The following is a 19,628-nucleotide window of genomic DNA, read 5'->3' on the forward strand; positions in this document are numbered from 1 at the left end:
CAATCGAAATTCTAATTACTTTTGCTGCACAGAAAAACTAATTATTAATTTTTATTGAAAGTTAAAAAATGAAACCAAGAAAACAATTTTTACATTTTCTATTTCTAGTGATATTTTTTACAGCCACTAGTTGTAAAAAGGAGTTTAAAGTTGAGGAAATCCCGCCGGTTACAGGGTTTTGGGAATTAAATGGTAAAAGTAGTATTGATTTAAGTAAACAGTTTGATATTGTAATTTATGGAGGGACCCCTGCTGGAATAATGGGTGCTATTGAAGGAGTTAGAAGTGGAAAAAATGTGCTCCTTATTAATCACACAGAAGGGGCATTGGGGGGAATGTTAACTAATGGCCTTGGAAATACTGATGTTTTGCACCCAGAAATTTTAGGGGGATTGTCAAGAGAATTTTTCAAAAGAATAAAGGATTATTACTCAAATCAAAGTAATTGGTTTGTTAAAAATTCACCAAAATATGGATGGGATCCAAGTCTAGTTGATATAATGGTGAGATTTGAACCTCGAGCAGCCCAAACGGTTTTTAAAGATTTAATTATGACACATTCTCTCCCTATTCTACATAAAGAACGAATAAAGTTAAAAAATGGGGTTGGGAAAAGAAATGGAATTATCGAATGGATTGAAATGGAATCTGGTAAACGTGTGAAAGGCAAAGTTTTTATTGATGCATCATATGAAGGTGATCTAATGGCTGGTGCTAAAGTTTCATATATTGTAGGTCGGGAAGCTAATTCAGTTTATGGAGAAAGTTTTAATGGCATATATGTGGCGGATAATACCAATCGAAATCAAATTCCGGATGGCGTAAAAATTAACGTTTCCAATTTTTCTTCAATACCATTTGGTACTAGAGGAGGGGGAGACTCAAAGGTTCAAGCTTATTGTTATAGGATGTGTTTAACAGATGTAGCCGATAATATGGTGAAAATCGAAAAACCACACGATTATGATGAATCTAATTATGAGTTACTTTTTAAGTATTTAGAAAAACACAATGGTACAGATTTCTTTGATTTAAGCTTGATACCGAATAGAAAAACAGATTCAAATAATTCTGGCCCTGTGTCAACTGATTTTGTTGGCGCGAATTATCAATATCCTGAAGGTGATTATGTTTTAAGGGAAGAAATAAGACGAAAGCATAAAAGTTATCAATTAGGATTAATGTGGACTCTGCAAAATCACCCCGCTGTCCCTGGGAAAATTAAAAATCATTGTATAAGATGGGGATTGGCAAAGGATGAATTTAGTGAGAACAATAATTGGCCATTGCAATTATATATTAGGGAAGCGAGAAGGATGGTTGGTAGTTATATTATGACGGAACATAATTGTAATAATTCAGTAGATGCACCATATTCGATAGGCTTAGCTGATTATCCAATGGATTCTCACATAGTACAACGATTTACTAATGAATTTGGCCATATAAAAAATGAAGGTCAGATAATGGCTAGAGTCCCAAATCCATACAAAATAGATTTTCGATCTTTAATCCCTAAAGAAAATGAATGTAAAAATTTGATTGTTCCGGTTTGTCTTTCAGCTTCTCATATTGCATATGGTTCAATTCGAATGGAACCAATCTATATGACATTGGGACAGGTTTCTACTATTATTGCTATTAATTCAATATTAGAGAAAAAGCCAGTTCAAAAAATTGATTATATAAAACTTAAAGAATCAATGTTAAAAAGAGGCATGGTGTATTAAATTATTGAATGGAAGAATCTTCAAAAAAAATAGCTAAAAACGCTGCATTCTTATATATAAGGATGTTTTTTATAATGGGAATCACCTTATATACGTCCAGAGTAATTATTCAGGCTTTAGGAATTTCTGATTTTGGTATTTATAATATCGTTGGTGGAATTGTAGCTATGGTTGGATTTATTAATGGGGCTATGGCTGCAGGAACACAGAGATTTCTTTCATTCGATATAGGAAATGGAGATGAGGAGAAATTAAAGTTAACCTTCAATACTGCAATAATAATCCATTTATTTATTGGTGCAATAGTCTTATTAATTGGGGAAACAGTAGGTTTATGGTATATAAATAATATATTGGTTTTCCCTAAGGAAAGGATTCTTGCGGTAAATTTTGTTTATCAATTTTCACTTTTCACTTTATTTGTTAATATTACTCAAGTTCCATATAATGCTTTAATATTGGCCAAAGAAAGGATGAATATATTTGCATATTTTTCCATTATAGAAGTTATCTTAAAGTTAGTAATAGCATTTTCAATTTTGTTTATTGATTTTGACAAATTAATTATTTACTCATTATTTATTCTTATCGCCTCAATAATTGTACGGATTTCTTATCAAATTTATTCTGAAAGTAATTTTTTAGAATCAAAAATTAAAATAATCTACAATAAGAGTAAGTTTTTTGAAATTTTGACGTTTTCAGGATGGAATATTTTTGGAGCAATATCCTTAGTTGCGAAAAACCAAGGTGTAAATATGATTTTAAACTTATTTTTTGGCACCGTAGTTAATGCAGCATATGGATTAGTTATGCAGGTTAATTCTGCAGTTCTTCAATTTGTAAATAGTTTTCAGGCAGCAATTAATCCACAAATCATTCAAAGTTATGCCAATGATAATAAACAAAAATCTTTGAAACTAATATTTTGGGGTTCAAAATTATCCTTTTTTGTCATGCTTATTATCGTTGTGCCTCTTATGGTTCACACAAATTTGCTTCTTAGCATGTGGTTAGGTCCAAATATACCTCAATTTACGGTGACATTTTTAAAGTTGAGTATGATTTCTGTTTTGATTGATTGTATTTCAGGGCCATTAATGACAGGTGTCTTAGCAGTAGGATTGATGAGAAATTACCATATTATTATCGGCGGCTTTAATATGATTATTCCTGTTTTATCTTATTGGTTGTTATCTATAGGTTATTCTGCTGACATTGTGTTTTTATTAATGATTTCATTTAGTTTATTATCATTAATTTTTCGAGTATTCTTTATTAAAAGATATTACAATTTTGAGCTTAAAAAATTCTTATTTGAAGTTATTTTGCCAATTATTTCAGGGATAATTTTAGTGTTTCTTATATTATATATTTTAGCCTCTTTATTTGATGTGAATAATTTTTCATTATTTATTATATGGTATTTTCTATTCCTATTGCTATACTTCTTTGGATTGTTTTTTGTAGGACTAGAAAGGGAAATGCAAAATACCTTAATTTTTACAATGAAAAAATTTATAAAACGATAATTGAGAAGAAAATATGTTTAGTTTAATATATAATAAAATCCAAAAAGTTGTTTTAAACAGGAATCTAAAACATTTAAAATCTTTTGGTATCAATAATGACATTTCAATTGGATGTAGATTTTTATTTCCTGAAAATATTCAATTAGGAAGTAATATTTATATTGGCCCAAATGCAGAAGTTAATGGATTGGGTGGAATAATAATCAAAGATGGAGTTATTATTGGACCCAACTTAATAATACATTCTGCCAATCATAATTATAAAGATTCCAAGTATTTACCTTATGATGAATTATTTGAGTTTAGGAAAGTAATAATAAATGAAAATGTCTGGATTGGAGGAAATGTAATTGTTGTTCCTGGTGCTGAAATAGGAGAAGGGTGTATAGTTGGAGCTGGAACAGTGGTTTCTGGTAAAATACCGCCTTTATCAATAATTGTTGGGAATCCGTGTAAGATAATTAAACAAAGAGATTCTGAACACTATTTTAAACTTAAAAATAATAATCAGATTTATATGAAGTATAAGAAGGAAAATCTGATCATAAAATAAAACTTTTAATATGAAAATTGGAATAAAAGGAGCATATGGGGAAACAAACTTTGGTGATGATTTGTTAATGCGGGTTTTTGAGGATTATTTCATTAAAGAATTTCCAGAGGACGAATTGAACTTTGAAGGTGAGTTTCAACCATATGTTTCAGAATTGTTAAAAAAGGGAACTTATTTGAACCCGAATTTTGATGCTGATTTATTGGTTTATGGAGGGGGAACACAATTTTTTTCCTTTTCAGAACAAAAACCGATTACCTTAAAAAGTAGGTTTATCTCTCTCTTAAAAAATCCCAAAAGGTTAATTGAAAAGCTTAATGAAAAACCCATAAAGCATAATATTCCAAAAGCATTCCTAGGATTTGGAATTGGTCCTTTTTTCTCAGAAGATAGTTCTCAGCAACTCGCCAAGCAAAAGGTATCTGAAGCGAAATTCGTGGGAGTAAGAGATAATGTTTCTCTCTCTTATTGCAAGAAATGGGATGTTAAAGCGACTTTAGGTGCAGATGTTGTTTTTTCTTCCTACTTCAAAGTTCCTGAATATTCAAAAACGAATAGGCAGAAGAAAAAGATCGGGATAATAGTCAGGGATTGGAAATGGGAGTCTTCTGGTGCTAATTATATTAATAAGTTAAAAGAAATATATTATGAGAATTCCACAGATTTAGATCTTGAGTTCATTGTGTTTGCACCCTTAAAAGATAAGTATTGGATGGATGAGCTGAAAGATGAGAAAATCCAAATATGGAATCCTGAAAAACATAGCATTGATGAGTTTTTGGCTATACTTAATAATTATGACGGATTTATCAGTGCTCGATATCATGGAGCAATTATTGGAGTCTTATTAAACAAACCAGTAATATGTATCGAAATAGAACCTAAATTAAGAATTCTGACTGAACAAGTTAAAGAGCTGTTATTATGGGGAAAACCATTTAATAAAGAAAACTTATATGATCAATTGAATAAACTTGATTATTCAATTGATTATTCAGCTTCTATCAGCGTTCTTCGTTCACTTGCAGACGATATGTTAATTCAATTTAAGCATTTAATCAATGGAAAATAAAGAATTCAAGCCTAAGGTTCTGGTTTTAGCGCCTTTTCCTAACGAGCAAAATTCTAATGATGGCTTTATTCAACGGGTAAGCAAAATGGACCGATTCATGGAAAACTATGATCGTGTATATATACAAACTTCCTTAAAATCTTTTTTTAAAAAAAGCCGCATTCAATATGATGAATCAATCGTTGCGTATAAGATTAATTTGATTCTACATTGGCCAATTTTATTAAAATATGCATTGAATGTAAAATTAATTTATGCTCATACTATATTTAATTTATTATGGTTGAAATATTTTTTTAAATTCATTAAAGCACCAATCATTTTAGATGTTCATGGCACAGTCCCTGAAGAAATAAAAATGACCGGTAACATTAGTAGAGCCGAAAAATTTGACTCCATAGAAAAAGAATGTTTTAATAAAATTGATACAGCTATTTATGTTACTGATGCAATGGCTGTGCATTTTTCAAATAAATACCCTGGATTTAATTTTAATAATATTATTTACGGAATTATTCCAGATCATATTGACAATAAGAATAAACAGATACCTTTGAATGAATTATCTAATTTGAAAACTAAATTAGGAATTAAAGAAGATGATACTGTTGTTATTTATAGCGGGGGCTTACATATTTGGCAAAATATAGATGAAATGCTTACAAACATTAAAGCTAAAGTTAATGATGAAAATATTGTCTATATTTTTTTAGTTAGTGATCGTGATGCGATGAATAAGAAAATTCAATCAATGGATTTAAAAGATAAGCGAATTATCCTTGATTCTGTGCATTCATCTGAATTAAAATATTATTATTCAATTAGCCATTATGGCTTTGTATTGAGAGATGATATAGTTGTAAATAGAGTAGCAAATCCAACCAAACTTATCGAATATTTGTTTTTTGGCCTAACTCCAATTGTAAAGTTGGTTGAAATTGGGGATTTCAATAGTTATGGCTACCAATATATTACTTCGGAAGACTTTATTAATAACAAGCTTTCAAACAATAAATCCCCACATAATGAAGAAGTTGTGGAGAAAATTTTTTCTTCATATGATGATCATGAAGTTTCAAAATTATTTGAAAAAATCAAGAGATGAAGGTAGTTGCGTTTTATGGTGGTAATATTACTAATCTTGCAGGTACGGAACGAGCTATGTTCTCAGTGGCCAATGGATTAGCGGAAACGGGTAATTATAAAGTTATTATCATTTCAACGATTGGCATTCGAGAAGATGTTAAATATAATCTTCATCCGTCAATTGATGTAGTTTGTCTAAATATCAACAATTATAAAAAACAATTTCTAAAACTGGGGCAAAGATTGATAAATGTTGTAAAATTCAATAAAATTCAATATTTGATTTCGGTTGAAGCCATTTCCTTTTTATTTACCTTTTATCTTAAATTCATTTTTGGAAAAGACCTACAGTTGATTCTGTGGGAGCATTTTAACTTTACAGTCAATTTAGGGTTGCGGTCAAGGGATTATGCAAGAAAACTAGCCGCAAAATTTGCAGACGGTATTGTTGTCTTAACTCAAAGAGATAAAGAATTGTGGAGTAAAAACTTGAATATAAAAGGAGGAATTACCAGTATTAATAATCCTTCCCCTTTCGAAATAACACCTTCACCATATAATAAGGAGAGCAAATCAATAATAGCAATTGGAAGGTATACTTTTCAGAAAGGTTTCGATAAGTTAATTGAGATTTGGAATCAATTTGTAAAGGAATATCGTATTCCAAGTGGTTGGAAATTACAAATTATTGGTCAAGGAGAGGATCAGGAATTACTGGAAAGGTTAATCAAAAAATACGAATTAAAAAATGTGGAATTAGTTGGCCCAACTTCAAATATAGGATTGTATTATTCAGAGGCTAGTTTTTTAGTAATGACCTCTAGGTTTGAAGGGCTACCAATGACTCTAATCGAGGCCCAATCTTATGGATTGCCTATTATATCTTTTGATTGTTTAACAGGGCCTTCAGAGGTATTAAATAATAAAAATGGATTCTTAATTCCGATGGATGATAATGAAAACTTTTGCAAGTCGTTGAATATCATGATTTTAAATATGGACTTAAGGGGGCGAATGAGTGATGAGTCTAAAATCAGATCTCAAGACTTTGCTGTACAGCCAACAATTAAAAAATGGGAACATTTCTTAGAAAGTATATAAATGAATGTTTTTTTAAATAGAAATATTGGGACCATTTTTATGGCGATGTTAATAAGTGTTTTGTATGCATACTTGTTATCTTCTATGCCGCATTATCTTTTTAAGGATAGAGAAAACTATATAATAATTTATGGGACTGACTTTGATTATTATTTGAGCCAAATGACTGATGTGAAAATGCTCTTATTTAATGAACCTCTTTTTTTCTTGGTAAATAAGGCATTAAGTATCTTCAATGACCCAGAATTTTCTGTCAAAGCGATAGTCTTTTTTATTTGTTTTTCAGCTAGTTATTTTTGTTTGACAAATTTTAACAATTTGTTCTTTGGCATTTTATTCTTAATAATATTGTTTTTTAATACCCAGTTTTTTGCCTTACAGGTTATTGCGCTAAGGCAAGGTCTTGGACTTGCTTTAATATTTCTAGTTTTGCCAAGAATTCCAAAAATTAAATTTCAATTATTGTTTTTTATTGGTTTAGGGTTAATCCATAATTCATTTTATTTAATTTTTGCCTTCCTAGGAATTAATTATATTTTAGAATCCTATTTAAAAATCCAAAATTTTAGAAAGAGAATTATTCTCTTATTTGTTATTGGAATAATAATAAATGGTTCGATGTTATTAATAGCAAATATTTTAGGAAGTAAACAAGCTTATGACAGTTTTGATAATACATCATCGGGCTTAATGTTTGTTATTTGGGCAATTGTTTTCATTGTATTATACATTCAAAAACATTCTTGGAAAGGTAATACACAAAATTTAAATCCCTATATAATTTCTATTGTTGGTCTTATTTTGTATTTGACTTCTTACTTTTTATCTCCTGTTGCGGGTAGAATTATTGGTACTTTTATTCCATTTATCTATTTGAGTCTTTTCAAAAACATGAAGGAAAAGGAATTTATTCTATTAATATTATTGACTTGCATTAATACATATATCTTTTTCAATGGTGGAGCTGAAAGCTTTTTAAATGCAGATTTAAATGAATTTTGGAAACAACTTTTATAAAATTTAATGAAGGTTTTACATGTAATTAATAGCCTCGCAACAGGGGGGGCTGAAAAATTATTAATAGATACAATCCCCTTGCTGAATAATCATGAAGATATTAAGGCAGAGGTTATTTTATTAAATGGGTTTAATTATCCTTTTCACGAAAAACTAAAGGAGTCAAATGCCAAGATTCATTGCTTAAATTACCATAATTTATATAATCCTTTGGTTATTTTTGACTTAATAAAGATTATTAGAAACTTTGATATAATTCATGTTCATTTATTTCCGTCACAATATTGGGTTGTTTTTGCAAAACTGTTCTCTAGGTCAAAAGCGAAATTGGTGTTTACTGAGCATAGTACCTATAATAGAAGGATAAATAATCCAATTTTATCTAAAATTGATAAATTTATCTACAAACAATATTCCGCAATAATTTGTATCACGAATGAGGTTCGCAATATGTTGATACATAATTATAATATTCCCGAGAAAAAACTTTTTATAATTAATAATGGCATTAACATTGATGAATTATCTAAATCAATGGAATTAAATAAACAGTCATATGGGTTTAATAATTCTGATAAGTTATTAGGAATGGTTGCCGGTTTTCGAGATGAAAAAGATCATAATACAGTTATTGAGGCTTTGTATCATTTACCTGATTATTATAAGCTTTTATTAATTGGAGACGGTAAAAACAAACTTTTGATTGAGAATTTAGTGATTGAATTAGGTTTAACTGATCGTGTTAAATTTTTAGGAATAAGAACTGATGTTGGCTCAATTTTAAAGAGTTTAGATATTGCAATCTTAAGTTCAAGGCATGAGGGGTTTGGGATATCAGCAGTGGAATCAATGGCATTAGGTATTCCAACAATCGGAACGAATGTTCCTGGGTTATCAAATGTATTAAATAAAGGGGGGTTATTATTTGAATACAAAGACATTAATGGACTGGTTGATAAAATTTTATCATTAGAGGATAGAAATTTGTACAATAATGTAAGCTTAATGGGAATTGACAAATCAAAGCTTTATGATATTAATACTAAAGTTTTGGAATTAATAAAAATATATAAATCTCTGGTATAATGAATATCATGAAAATTACTATTTCAGTTGTTTTATTATTGATTACTTTTCAAAGTTGTATAGGGAAAACTTTGAATGTTAAAGATTTTGGTGCAGTAGGTAATGGAAAAGTGGACGATACACAGGCCATTTTAAATTGTTTTAAGCAAGTAAAATCTGATGGAATAAATGAAGTTGTATTTCCTGCTGGAAATTATTTAATATCAAAACCAATCGATGTTTTTCTTTCAAGTGGAAGTTTAATAATTACCGGAGAATCTAAATCTTTGACGAAGATAAAAAACATTAATCAAGGTTCCGTAATAACAATTAGAGGCTTTTACAGCTTGCCCTCTATGGGGGAATTTAAAATGTCTGATTTAACCTTGGCTGGTGAATTTCCGATTTATTCAAGCTCGAATAGATTTATCAATAAACCGAAATTCTATTATGGGGTAATGGTTTCTGATTTGAAATCAGTTACAATTACAAATATTAAGGTTGAAGGTATATATGGGGAGGGAATTTCAATTTTTACGACGAAGAGCGTTGGTTCAGAACTTTCTTCACGCTTTCAATCAGTTAATATAAGTAATAATGAAATTCTGAATTGTTGGGGTTATGATCCGAAGACTGATAGTTACGGCGATGGAATTTATATTGCTAATGCTTCAAAAGGAACAATAAAGGGGAATAAAGTTTTAAATGATTTTTCTAAAACTAAGCAATTTGGTAGAAGTGGTATTGTAGTGGAATATTATTGTTCAAATATTAGTTTATTAAATAATAGGATTTTTGGATATGATAGAGGGATACATTTTGAGGGAGATTTTGGTGGTCACTTAATTGAAGGTAACAATATCGGAGGAAGTGATTTAGGACTGGTTTTTTATAATGTAAATAAGAATGGGAATAAGCCAGTAGTTGTAAAAAATAATATTATTTCAAATAATGGATTAAAAAAAGGTTTGGCCCTAAAAAGGACAAGAGGTATTGATGATGGATCAGGTCGGTCATTAATGAATTTTTATGCCCCCAATGGACAAAGATCTGGAAGTATAATTGAAAACAATCAATTTATTGTCGATGGCAATTATGATTTTAATTCTAACTCTATCATGAATATTTATTCAAATGGTGTAAAATTCAATAATAATGTTTTTACCGTAAAAAATTCTACAAAACATATTGTAGTTAATTATAATTCATCTGTAAATGTTTCAAATGAAAATTATAATGGGGTTAAAACTATTAATTTAAAAAAATCAAATAGTAATTTGAATTTCAATAAAATAAATAAATTGAATTCTGCTTTAGTGAAATACAATTAGCGATGATTAAGATAATTCGAACATCTACAGTTCCTGAATCTTTATATTTACTATTAAAAGGTCAATTAAAATATCTTTCTTCCTATTTTGATGTTGTTGCAATATCTTCTGATGGTGAACTTTTAGCAAAAACCTCTTTACGTGAAGAGGTAAAAGTGGTTCCAGTTGAAATGTCAAGAGGTATTAATATTTTTAAGGATGTTATTTCGTTAATTCAATTATATTATAGATTTAGAAAAGAAAAACCAATTATAGTTCATTCCATTACACCCAAAGCGGGGTTGTTATCTATGTTAGCTGCTAAAATGGCAGGTGTCCCCATTCGTGTTCATACCTTTACTGGATTAGTTTTTCCTTCAAAAAAAGGGATATTAAAATTGATTTTGATTTATATGGATAAACTACTTTGTTGGGCCGCGACTAATGTCTATCCAGAAGGAAATGGTGTAAAAGAGGATTTAGTGAAATACTTAATAACATTAAAACCACTAAGGGTTTTAGGAAATGGGAATGTTAATGGTATAAATTTAGATTTTTTCAATCCCTCTTTGTTTTCAAATCTAGATAATGCTAATTTGAGAAAAAGTTTGTTGATAGATGACGATGATTTCGTGTTTGTCTTTGTTGGACGACTTGTTAGTGATAAAGGCGTGAATGAATTAGTTCAGGCATTTTCTGAATTGAATTTGTTTAAAACAAAACTGTTATTAGTTGGCAAGGAAGAAGAGAAACTAGACCCCCTTCATGCGGAAACAAAAATAGTCATTGATAATAATCCCAATATTATTAAGCTAGGTTTTCAAAATGATGTTAGACCATATTATGCAATTTCAAATGTATTGGTTTTCCCAAGTTATAGAGAAGGGTTTCCTAACGTAGTGATTCAAGCAGGTGCAATGGGTTTACCTAGTATTGTTACAGATATTAATGGAAATAATGAAATTATTAAACATCGCGAAAATGGGATAATAATTCCTGTAAAGGATAAAGGTGAAGTATTGAAAAGTATGAAATTAATTATGGAGGATAAAGTTCTATGTCAATATTTAACTTTAAATGCTAGAAAGTTAGTTTCAGAAAGATATGAGCAAAATTATGTTTGGGATTGTTTATTAAAAGAATATAAGGAATTATTAAAAATAAATGGTTTTAACAATGATTTATAAGAATTTTGGAAAACGGAGTTTGGATTTTACTCTTTCTCTTATTGGTTTTATTATTCTATTTCCAATATTTATTACAATTTTAATCTGCTTGTTTTTTGTAAATTCTGGCAAACCATTTTTTTTGCAATCTAGGCCTGGATTGAATGGTAAAATATTCAAAATCATCAAGTTTAAGACAATGACTGATCGCAAAGATGAAGAAGGGAATCTTCTACCTGATGCACTTCGCCTAACTTCTATAGGATCCTTCGTCAGGAAAACGTCAATAGATGAAATACCCCAATTAATTAATGTTATTAAAGGAGACATGTCCTTGATTGGTCCTCGACCATTATTAATTCAATATCTTGAGCTTTATGATGATTTTCAGAAACGTAGACATGAAGTACGTCCTGGTATTACTGGGTGGGCTCAAGTGAACGGAAGAAATGCATTATCTTGGAAACAGAAGTTTAATTTTGATGTGTGGTATATAGATAATTTATCATTTGCGCTAGATGTAAAAATTTTTTTTCTGACAATAAAGAAAGTTTTTGTTAGAGAAGGCATTTCTGCCGATGGACAAGCAACTGTCGAGATGTTTAAAGGAAATGACTATGAATAAAATTTCAATAATTGGTGCTAGTGGACATGCTAAAGTAATAATTGATATTATTGAGGAAAATGGGGGAGTTGTAGGTGAGGTTTATGATCAAGATGTTCTGAAAAAAGAAATTCTTGGAAAAAAAATAAGTCATAACCTTAATGTTCTTCCAAAGGAATCAGTAATTGCTATAGGGGATAATTTTATTAGAAAAAAAATAGCCTCCTCAAATTTCTTTGATTTACAAGCTCTGATTCATCCTAAAAGCTCTATATCAAAATATTCTGAAATTGGCACAGGGACAGTAGTTATGTCTGGAGTCTCTGTTAACGCTGGTACGAGTGTAGGAAATTTTTGTATTTTAAATACTAATTGCTCAATTGATCATGATTGTAAAATTTCAGATTTTGTACATATTTCTCCTAATGTTGCATTAGCTGGGAATGTTGAAATCGGAGAATGTACACATGTAGGAATTGGAGCTTCAATAATACAAGGAATTAAAATTGGGCGGAATTGTATAATTGGAGCAGGAGCCGTAATAATTAGAGATGTCCAAGATGGGATGACTATTATTGGTAATCCGGGAAGAGAAATAAGAAAAAATTAATGATATATTTTTTATAGTTAATAAGATTATGGTTGATAAAATATGGCTTTCTTCGCCTCATATGGGTGGAAATGAGTTAAAGTATATTCATCAAGCTTTTGATGAAAATTGGGTGGCGCCTTTAGGTCCAAACGTGAATGAATTTGAGAAAAGCTTAGAGCAATTTTTAGATGCTGATGTTCGTGTTGCTGCACTATCTGCTGGTACAGCTGCTCTTCATTTAGCATTAATCGAATGTGGAGTTGGTTATGGTGACGAAGTTATATGTCAATCTATGACTTTTTCGGCTTCAGCGAATCCAATCGCCTATCAAGGAGCCATACCTGTATTTGTGGATTCTGAACCAGACACTTGGAATATTTGTCCAAAGGCACTTGAGGAAGCGATTGTTGATCGAATCTCTAAAGGTAAGAAACCTAAGGCTATTGTAGCTGTACATTTATATGGGATGCCATTTAAAGTTGATGAAGTTATGGCAGTTGCCAACAAATATGATATTCCTGTTATAGAAGATGCTGCTGAAGCTTTAGGCTCAACATATAAAGGTAAAGCTTGTGGTTCATTTGGTCGTTTTGGTGTGTTGAGTTTTAATGGAAATAAGATTATTACCACATCGGGAGGAGGGGCATTAGTTTGTCATTCTGATGAAGATAAAAATAAAGCAGTATTTTTAGCAACGCAGGCAAGGGATAATGCGCCACATTATCAGCATTCGCACATTGGATATAACTATAGGATGTCAAATATCTGTGCAGGTATTGGCCGAGGACAAATGGAAGTTTTGCGAAAAAGGATTGATGCAAGAAGGGCGATGTCAGCATTCTATGTAGAAATATTTAATAATATTGATGGCGTTGAGGTTTTTGTAGAAACCAATTCAGATTATTTTTCAAATCATTGGTTGTCGGCTATTTTAATTGATGCAGGTGTTGCTGGGATTACAAGAGAAGATTTGAGGTTAGGTCTGTTAGAATTTAATGTAGAATCTCGCCCTTTGTGGAAACCTATGCACTTACAACCTGTTTTTTCAAAATCGCCTTATTATGGAGGAAAAGTAAGTGAAAAATTGTTTAATAATGGGCTATGTTTACCATCAGGTTCAAATTTACAGGACTCTGAACGTGAATATATTAAAGAAAATATTTTACGAATTTTTAAAAAGTAAAATACACTAGCAATTGTAGGTTTTATAGTATATAAAAATAATTTAATGTTATTGAATGTAAAATCCTACATTTGTGGTTTGAAAGTTGATTGTGGTTCAATTTTTGCCTATTTATAGAAATTTTAAAAATATGAGAATACTTTTAAGTTTAGTGATTATGCTTAGCTTGCTCAGCTCCTGTGCATCTAAAAAAGATTTGATTTATTTTCAATCAGATTCTACTGCATTAAATACTTCTTATGAATTAAATGCACCTAAATTACAGCCAGGGGATATTTTGGCAATTTCTATAACTTCAGATGATGTGAGGGCAACTATTCCTTTTAATCAAGTTTCACCATATAATAACTCAGGAACAACTCAAGATACTAATCCATTTACTCCAACTTATGCAGTTGATGTGAATGGTGAAATTGATTTTCCTAAATTAGGTAAAATTAAACTTGCTGGAAGGACTAGGACAGAAGCAATAGAATATATAAGGAAAGAAGTTGAGCGATTTATCATTAATCCTGGTGTAAGTGTTGATATAAGAAATTTCAAAGTTACAGTGTTAGGTGAAGTGAAATCTCCAGGTTCCTATCCTATAAAAAATGATCGGATTACAATTCTAGAAGCATTAGGAATGGCTGGTGATTTAACAATCAATGGGGTTAGAAAGAATGTTTTAGTAATAAGAGAACAGAATGGTCAAAAATCAGAATACAGGGTTGATTTAACAAAAAGAGAGGCTCTAAATTCACCAGTTTATTATTTGGCGCAAAATGATGTTGTGTATGTTGAACCTAACGGTGCGAAAATTCAATCTTCAAAATATACTCAAAACACCTCAATTTTTGTGTCAATAGCAAGTTTAATTATTACAATTGTTGCAGTTGTAGTTCGTTAATTTAACAAATATTCATACATGAGTAATTTGCAAAATCCACGTTCCCAAACCACAAAGGAACAAGAAATTAATCTTAAACAATTATTTGAGCAATATGCTTATTATTGGAAGTGGTTTCTTGTTTCAATTTTAGTGTTTTTAATAGGAGCTTTTGTATATTTTAGGTATGCTGATAAGATTTATAATATTACTGCAAAAATACTTCTTCAAGACGAGAATAAAGCTTCTGGTGAATTATCTGGATTAACTGAACTTACTAATTTTGCTAGTGGGAGTCCAGCTTCTGCATTTGTTTTAGATCAGATTGATGTAATGAAATCTAGAAGAATTTTCAGAAAGGTTGTTGAGAATGATAGATTGAATGTTACCTATTTTGCAAAAGGCAATGTAAAAACCTCTGAACTTTTAGAGTCCGAATCACCGCTTAGATTAGTGATATTAGAATCAAAGAACCCAAGATTGGATTCTAATGAATATTCTATGACTGTTCAAAGAAAAGGTGATAAAATTTTTATCGAAGATGAGCATTTTGGCACGAGAGAATATTCAGTCGGGCAAAAAGTTAATAGTCCAATTGGACCAATTATGCTTTTACCTCAAGGGAAAAAGTCAATTTCTTCTGAGATTGTTATTTCATATATTCCCGTAGATCAATTTGTGGATGGCTTATTAAAAGCAATAGCGATTACTCCTAATAAGGAAAAGCAATCTTATGTTGTCAATTTTTCAATTAATTCTGGAAATATCTCAAAAGGAGAAAAGTTGATTAACTCCTTGATAGATCAATATAATAAGGATGTTACAGATGATAAAACAAAAGTTAGTAAGGCGACTACACAATTTATCGATACAAGATTAGATTTAATTTCAAAAAATTTAGCAAGTGCAGATTCGAAAGTCGCAGATTATAAGGACAGAAATAATTTAATCGATATGAGTTCGGAGGTGCAGTTGTATATGCAAAATGCATCTGAAAACGATCGGAAACTTGTTGAATACCAAACGCAACTTCGTCTAGCGGAAATGATGGGGTCAGCTGTAAACTCAAATACGGGCAATTTATTGCCGTCAAATATTGGATTAGAGGATCAATCTATCCAAGCCACTGTTAAGAGTTATAATGATTTAGTTTTGGAAAGGGATGAATTACTAAAGTCAGCGACACCTAATAACCCAGTTGTTCAAAATTTGAATAAAAATATTGAAGATCTTAATAACAATTTAAGAGTTTCAGTAAGAAATTATCAGCAAGGGCTCCAGAGTAATGTTAACTCTCTGCAATCTCAAAAAAATAAATTTGAAGGCAAATTAAATCAATTGCCAAATCAAGAAAGAGGTTTTAAAGATATTTCAAGAGAACAACAAATTGTTGAATCTTTGTATTTGTTTCTATTGCAAAAAAGGGAAGAGACTGAGATTCAGGCAGCTGCAACTCCGGCAATTCTTAAAGTTATTGATGAAGCATATGGATCAAAGATTCCAGTTTCCCCAAAAAAAGTATTGGTTTTGCTTGGGGCGTTAATTGCTGGTTTTTTAATCCCTTTTGGAATTCTTTATCTTAAATTCTTAATGGACAATAAAGTTCATTCACGCAAGGACATAGAAGAGAAATTCAATGCTCCAATTTTAGGTGAAATTCCAAGTTCTGATGATCCAGTGGTTAAAGATAATGACCGTTCATCGTTAGCAGAGGCATTCCGTATTTTAAGGACCAATATTTCCTTTATGCTTGGTGCTAAAAAAGATTCTGCAGTGATCTTTGTTACCTCTACAACATCTGGAGAAGGTAAATCTTTCGTCTCAACGAATCTATCTAGGATCTTGGCGATGTCTGGTAAAAGGGTTTTATTAATTGGTGCAGATATTCGATCGCCTAAAGTACTTGATTATTTGGGCTTGGCTCATTTGCAACATACAAATATTGGTATTACTCAATATTTAATTAATCCTGATATGCCAGTTGAAAATATCATTATCCGTAAGCCAGCGCCTTATGACTTTGATATTATTTATTCAGGTTATATTGCTCCAAATCCAGCTGAGCTATTAATGAATGGCCATATCAAGGAGGTAATTGACTATGGACGTGAGCATTATGATTATGTTATTGTGGATACAGCTCCAGTAAGTTTAGTAACAGATACCCTATTGATTTCTGAGTTCGCTGACTTGACCATGTATGTAACTCGAGCGAATTACTTAGACAAGCGCTTGTTGAATGTTCCTAAAGAACTATACGAACAAGGAAAGCTTCGCAATATGGCAGTTGTATTGAATGACGTTGATTTTGCTAGAGGATATGGCTATGGCTATGGTTATGGCTACGGTTATGGCTATGTGGATGCCAGCTCGGTTTCACTGCGCGCAAAAATGAAAAAGCAATTCAAAAAACTGTTTAAGAAAAAATAAAGCAATATTTATAAGGAGCATTTTAAAATGCTCCTTTTTTATTTTATAGTATTTTCTAACCTATTTAGTTCCCAATACCCAAACCTTTGAATGCATTAATTTAGTTTTATCAATTGATATTCATTTCATTAATTCTTACTTTTGAGGTATAAATTATAAACTCAAGCAAAAAAGAATAACTGTAATTTACCAATACCAACCTTTTTCGAAACAGTCGGTAATTTATAGTAACATTATGGCACCAACTTTGTTAATATTTGCTTGACGCACGAACCCGGACCTGTCCCTTTTTGGTTTGGATTTATATTTTAGAATATAATATTAATAGTTAATGGATATAGTTGGCCTGAGGAGATACTTCAAAAAAGACAGCCCAAGATGGGTTATCTTGCTTATAGATATGCTAATAGTGATTTTTTGCTATTACCTGTCGAATTTTGTGATCAATAGCTTTAAAGGGCGGTTTGCTGTAGAGATGATGGTTAAGAAATCCATTTTTGTGGCAGTAGTTTATTACATCTCATTCCTGTATTTTAAAACCTACAGAGGCATCGTTCGGCAGACTGGTTTCCGTGATGCTTGGGGTATTTTCAAGGCAGTTTTTGCAGCCTGGGCTATATTGATGGTAATATCCACCATTGTTCGCATGAACTTTGATCAAACGACTGTCATCAGCCAGTTCTTTAGGCCTTCCTATGCCGTACTATTTACCCATGCTTTCTTTACAACGGTTTGTTTGGTGGCTGCCAGGGTGTTTTACAGAACTATCTATGAAAACTTCTTTTTCGGAGGTCGTGAAGTTGAAAATGTTTTGATTTTTGGAGCGGGGAATATGGGAACCACTACCCTGAACCTTCTGAGAAATGATACCCGGAAAAAAGTTAAGGTCGTGGCTTTTGCTGATGATAATCCGAATAGGATTGGCAAGCTTATCAATGGCTATAAGATTATCAATATGGACCGGTTGACCAAGGAATTTGTTGAGAAGCTTAAAATTGATAGTATCATTATTGCACTTGATGACAATAATAAGGATCGCTTATCGAAGATTTCTTCTCAAATAGAGCCATTGCCAGTCAAGCTAAAGATTATGCCGACTTCCGCGAAGTTGATGAGCGGTAAAGTCGCGACCAGGCAGTTGAGAACCTTGAAGATTGACGATCTATTAGGTCGTGAGGCCATTAAACTAGAGAATCCTGTTATCCATGAAATGATGCGTGATAAGGTCATCTTAGTAACGGGAGGTGCTGGTTCGATTGGTTCTGAATTGGTTAGACAGATCAGTTTTACTGATTTTGATAAATTGATTGTGGTAGATCAGGCTGAGTCTGCATTGTACGACATTCAACAGGAGCTTAAGGCAAATTGCCTTAAGGATACCATTTTTATGGTGGGCAATGTACGGGATAGACAATTTATGGATTCTGTCTTCGAACATTACAGGCCGCATATTGTCTTTCATGCGGCAGCCTATAAACATGTTCCATTGATGGAGCAAAACCCATATGAGTCAATCTTAACGAATGTATGGGGTTCTAAGAACTTAGCAGACATGGCCGATAAGTATGGCGTCGAGAAGTTTGTCATGGTTTCAACCGACAAGGCTGTAAACCCTACGAATGTGATGGGAGCTACGAAAAGAGCGGCAGAAATCTATGTTTCTGCATTGAACAAAAACAGTAGGACCAACTTTATCGTCACCCGTTTCGGGAATGTGCTTGGTTCTAATGGTTCGGTTATTCCATTGTTTGAAAAACAACTGAAACGTGGCGGACCATTAACAGTTACCCATCAAGATATCACCCGTTATTTCATGACGATTCCTGAAGCCTGTCAATTGGTTCAAGAGGCAGCAGTAATGGGACAAGGTGGTGAGATTTACGTCTTTGATATGGGTAAGCCAGTGAAGATCATGGATCTTGCGATTCGTATGATACGCTTGAAGGGTTATAATTACCCCGATGATATTGGAATCGAAGTGACCGGATTAAGACCTGGTGAGAAGATTTATGAGGAGCTATTGGCTGATAATGAAAATACAACCAAGACTCACCATGAAAAAATCATGATCGCAAGGGTAAGGACCGAGGAATTGGATATGAATAAGAAAAGGATCGAACATCTTTGTTCTCAGGTAGCTGCCCAGGGAGCTAACCATAATCCAATGGTCCTTGTGGAATTGATCAAGGAAATTGTACCGGAATATATTTCTAAGAACTCGGTTTTCGAGCAGTTGGATAAACATGAGGTCCTGAAATAAGGAGCCTAATACATATTGCCAAGAGAGAAAGGACTAGAGTTTTTTCTCTCTTTTTATTT

General features: G+C 31.7%; 16 protein-coding genes. All 16 read left to right on the top strand.

All coding sequences use genetic code 11. From position 1 onward, the window contains the following. Positions 1 to 68: 68 nt before the first annotated feature. The 16 genes from NLF99_RS12815 (at position 69) to NLF99_RS12890 (ending at position 19,569) form a co-directional block, all read left to right on the top strand. A complete protein-coding gene (locus tag NLF99_RS12815; protein ID WP_254528735.1) occupies positions 69 to 1,730 on the top strand; it encodes an FAD-dependent oxidoreductase in 1,662 nt (553 codons plus the stop codon). 8 nt (positions 1,731 to 1,738) lie between these two features. Next, on the top strand, positions 1,739 to 3,262 hold the full coding sequence (locus NLF99_RS12820; protein WP_254528737.1) for a hypothetical protein: 1,524 nt from the start codon (positions 1,739 to 1,741) through the stop codon (positions 3,260 to 3,262). A gap of 13 nt (positions 3,263 to 3,275) precedes the next feature. After that, entirely contained in the window at positions 3,276 to 3,815 is a 540-nt protein-coding gene (locus NLF99_RS12825) for an acyltransferase (protein ID WP_254528739.1), read from the top strand. Between the two features lie 10 nt (positions 3,816 to 3,825). Beyond that, complete coding sequence (locus NLF99_RS12830; protein ID WP_254528741.1) at positions 3,826 to 4,887, top strand: polysaccharide pyruvyl transferase family protein; 1,062 nt, start codon at positions 3,826 to 3,828, stop codon at positions 4,885 to 4,887. Next, entirely contained in the window at positions 4,877 to 5,992 is a 1,116-nt protein-coding gene (locus tag NLF99_RS12835) for a hypothetical protein (protein WP_254528743.1), read from the top strand. Before NLF99_RS12830 ends, NLF99_RS12835 begins: the two co-directional genes overlap by 11 nt. Then, the gene (locus NLF99_RS12840; RefSeq protein WP_254528745.1) at positions 5,989 to 7,074 is read left to right on the top strand and encodes a glycosyltransferase family 4 protein; all 1,086 of its coding nucleotides are present in this window, start codon (positions 5,989 to 5,991) and stop codon (positions 7,072 to 7,074) included. Before NLF99_RS12835 ends, NLF99_RS12840 begins: the two co-directional genes overlap by 4 nt. A gap of 39 nt (positions 7,075 to 7,113) precedes the next feature. Further along, a complete protein-coding gene (locus NLF99_RS12845) occupies positions 7,114 to 8,091 on the top strand; it encodes an EpsG family protein (RefSeq protein WP_254528747.1) in 978 nt (325 codons plus the stop codon). Between the two features lie 6 nt (positions 8,092 to 8,097). Further along, complete coding sequence (locus NLF99_RS12850; RefSeq protein ID WP_254528749.1) at positions 8,098 to 9,177, top strand: glycosyltransferase; 1,080 nt, start codon at positions 8,098 to 8,100, stop codon at positions 9,175 to 9,177. Between the two features lie 8 nt (positions 9,178 to 9,185). Next, on the top strand, positions 9,186 to 10,487 hold the full coding sequence (locus NLF99_RS12855; RefSeq protein WP_254528751.1) for a glycosyl hydrolase family 28-related protein: 1,302 nt from the start codon (positions 9,186 to 9,188) through the stop codon (positions 10,485 to 10,487). Positions 10,488 to 10,489: 2 nt separating this feature from the next. Further along, a complete protein-coding gene (locus tag NLF99_RS12860; RefSeq protein WP_254528753.1) occupies positions 10,490 to 11,653 on the top strand; it encodes a glycosyltransferase family 4 protein in 1,164 nt (387 codons plus the stop codon). Next, positions 11,643 to 12,257 carry a sugar transferase gene (locus NLF99_RS12865; protein WP_302328335.1) on the top strand — a complete coding sequence of 205 codons (615 nt, stop codon included), beginning with the start codon at positions 11,643 to 11,645 and terminating at the stop codon, positions 12,255 to 12,257. The genes NLF99_RS12860 and NLF99_RS12865 overlap by 11 nt, the downstream gene beginning before the upstream one ends. Further along, positions 12,250 to 12,846 (top strand): acetyltransferase, encoded by a 597-nt coding sequence (locus NLF99_RS12870; RefSeq protein WP_254528755.1) that lies wholly within the window; start codon positions 12,250 to 12,252, stop codon positions 12,844 to 12,846. The genes NLF99_RS12865 and NLF99_RS12870 overlap by 8 nt, the downstream gene beginning before the upstream one ends. Positions 12,847 to 12,874: 28 nt before the next feature. Then, positions 12,875 to 14,011, top strand: a complete 1,137-nt coding sequence (locus NLF99_RS12875; protein WP_254528757.1) for a DegT/DnrJ/EryC1/StrS aminotransferase family protein — start codon at positions 12,875 to 12,877, stop codon at positions 14,009 to 14,011. A 130-nt stretch (positions 14,012 to 14,141) separates the two neighbouring features. Then, on the top strand, positions 14,142 to 14,900 hold the full coding sequence (locus NLF99_RS12880; RefSeq protein ID WP_254528760.1) for a polysaccharide biosynthesis/export family protein: 759 nt from the start codon (positions 14,142 to 14,144) through the stop codon (positions 14,898 to 14,900). A gap of 18 nt (positions 14,901 to 14,918) precedes the next feature. Then, entirely contained in the window at positions 14,919 to 17,309 is a 2,391-nt protein-coding gene (locus tag NLF99_RS12885) for a polysaccharide biosynthesis tyrosine autokinase (protein WP_254528762.1), read from the top strand. A 400-nt stretch (positions 17,310 to 17,709) separates the two neighbouring features. Then, positions 17,710 to 19,569, top strand: a complete 1,860-nt coding sequence (locus NLF99_RS12890; protein ID WP_254528764.1) for a nucleoside-diphosphate sugar epimerase/dehydratase — start codon at positions 17,710 to 17,712, stop codon at positions 19,567 to 19,569. Positions 19,570 to 19,628 lie beyond the last annotated feature (59 nt).

The organism is Sphingobacterium sp. LZ11T8 (assembly GCF_024261425.1).
Classification (GTDB): Bacteria; Bacteroidota; Bacteroidia; order Sphingobacteriales; family Sphingobacteriaceae; genus Sphingobacterium.

What these genes read in the sequence shown, in the direction of transcription:
- NLF99_RS12875 (WP_254528757.1), top strand. Translation starts at nt 12,875, where the DNA reads ATGGTTGATAAAATATGGCTTTCTTCGCCTCATATGGGTGGAAATGAG.
- NLF99_RS12835 (WP_254528743.1), top strand. Translation starts at nt 4,877, where the DNA reads ATGGAAAATAAAGAATTCAAGCCTAAGGTTCTGGTTTTAGCGCCTTTT.
- NLF99_RS12815 (WP_254528735.1), top strand. Translation starts at nt 69, where the DNA reads ATGAAACCAAGAAAACAATTTTTACATTTTCTATTTCTAGTGATATTT.
- NLF99_RS12825 (WP_254528739.1), top strand. Translation starts at nt 3,276, where the DNA reads ATGTTTAGTTTAATATATAATAAAATCCAAAAAGTTGTTTTAAACAGG.
- NLF99_RS12870 (WP_254528755.1), top strand. Translation starts at nt 12,250, where the DNA reads ATGAATAAAATTTCAATAATTGGTGCTAGTGGACATGCTAAAGTAATA.
- NLF99_RS12855 (WP_254528751.1), top strand. Translation starts at nt 9,186, where the DNA reads ATGAAAATTACTATTTCAGTTGTTTTATTATTGATTACTTTTCAAAGT.
- NLF99_RS12820 (WP_254528737.1), top strand. Translation starts at nt 1,739, where the DNA reads ATGGAAGAATCTTCAAAAAAAATAGCTAAAAACGCTGCATTCTTATAT.
- NLF99_RS12885 (WP_254528762.1), top strand. Translation starts at nt 14,919, where the DNA reads ATGAGTAATTTGCAAAATCCACGTTCCCAAACCACAAAGGAACAAGAA.
- NLF99_RS12880 (WP_254528760.1), top strand. Translation starts at nt 14,142, where the DNA reads ATGAGAATACTTTTAAGTTTAGTGATTATGCTTAGCTTGCTCAGCTCC.
- NLF99_RS12865 (WP_302328335.1), top strand. Translation starts at nt 11,643, where the DNA reads ATGATTTATAAGAATTTTGGAAAACGGAGTTTGGATTTTACTCTTTCT.
- NLF99_RS12890 (WP_254528764.1), top strand. Translation starts at nt 17,710, where the DNA reads ATGCTAATAGTGATTTTTTGCTATTACCTGTCGAATTTTGTGATCAAT.
- NLF99_RS12830 (WP_254528741.1), top strand. Translation starts at nt 3,826, where the DNA reads ATGAAAATTGGAATAAAAGGAGCATATGGGGAAACAAACTTTGGTGAT.
- NLF99_RS12840 (WP_254528745.1), top strand. Translation starts at nt 5,989, where the DNA reads ATGAAGGTAGTTGCGTTTTATGGTGGTAATATTACTAATCTTGCAGGT.
- NLF99_RS12845 (WP_254528747.1), top strand. Translation starts at nt 7,114, where the DNA reads ATGGCGATGTTAATAAGTGTTTTGTATGCATACTTGTTATCTTCTATG.
- NLF99_RS12860 (WP_254528753.1), top strand. Translation starts at nt 10,490, where the DNA reads ATGATTAAGATAATTCGAACATCTACAGTTCCTGAATCTTTATATTTA.
- NLF99_RS12850 (WP_254528749.1), top strand. Translation starts at nt 8,098, where the DNA reads ATGAAGGTTTTACATGTAATTAATAGCCTCGCAACAGGGGGGGCTGAA.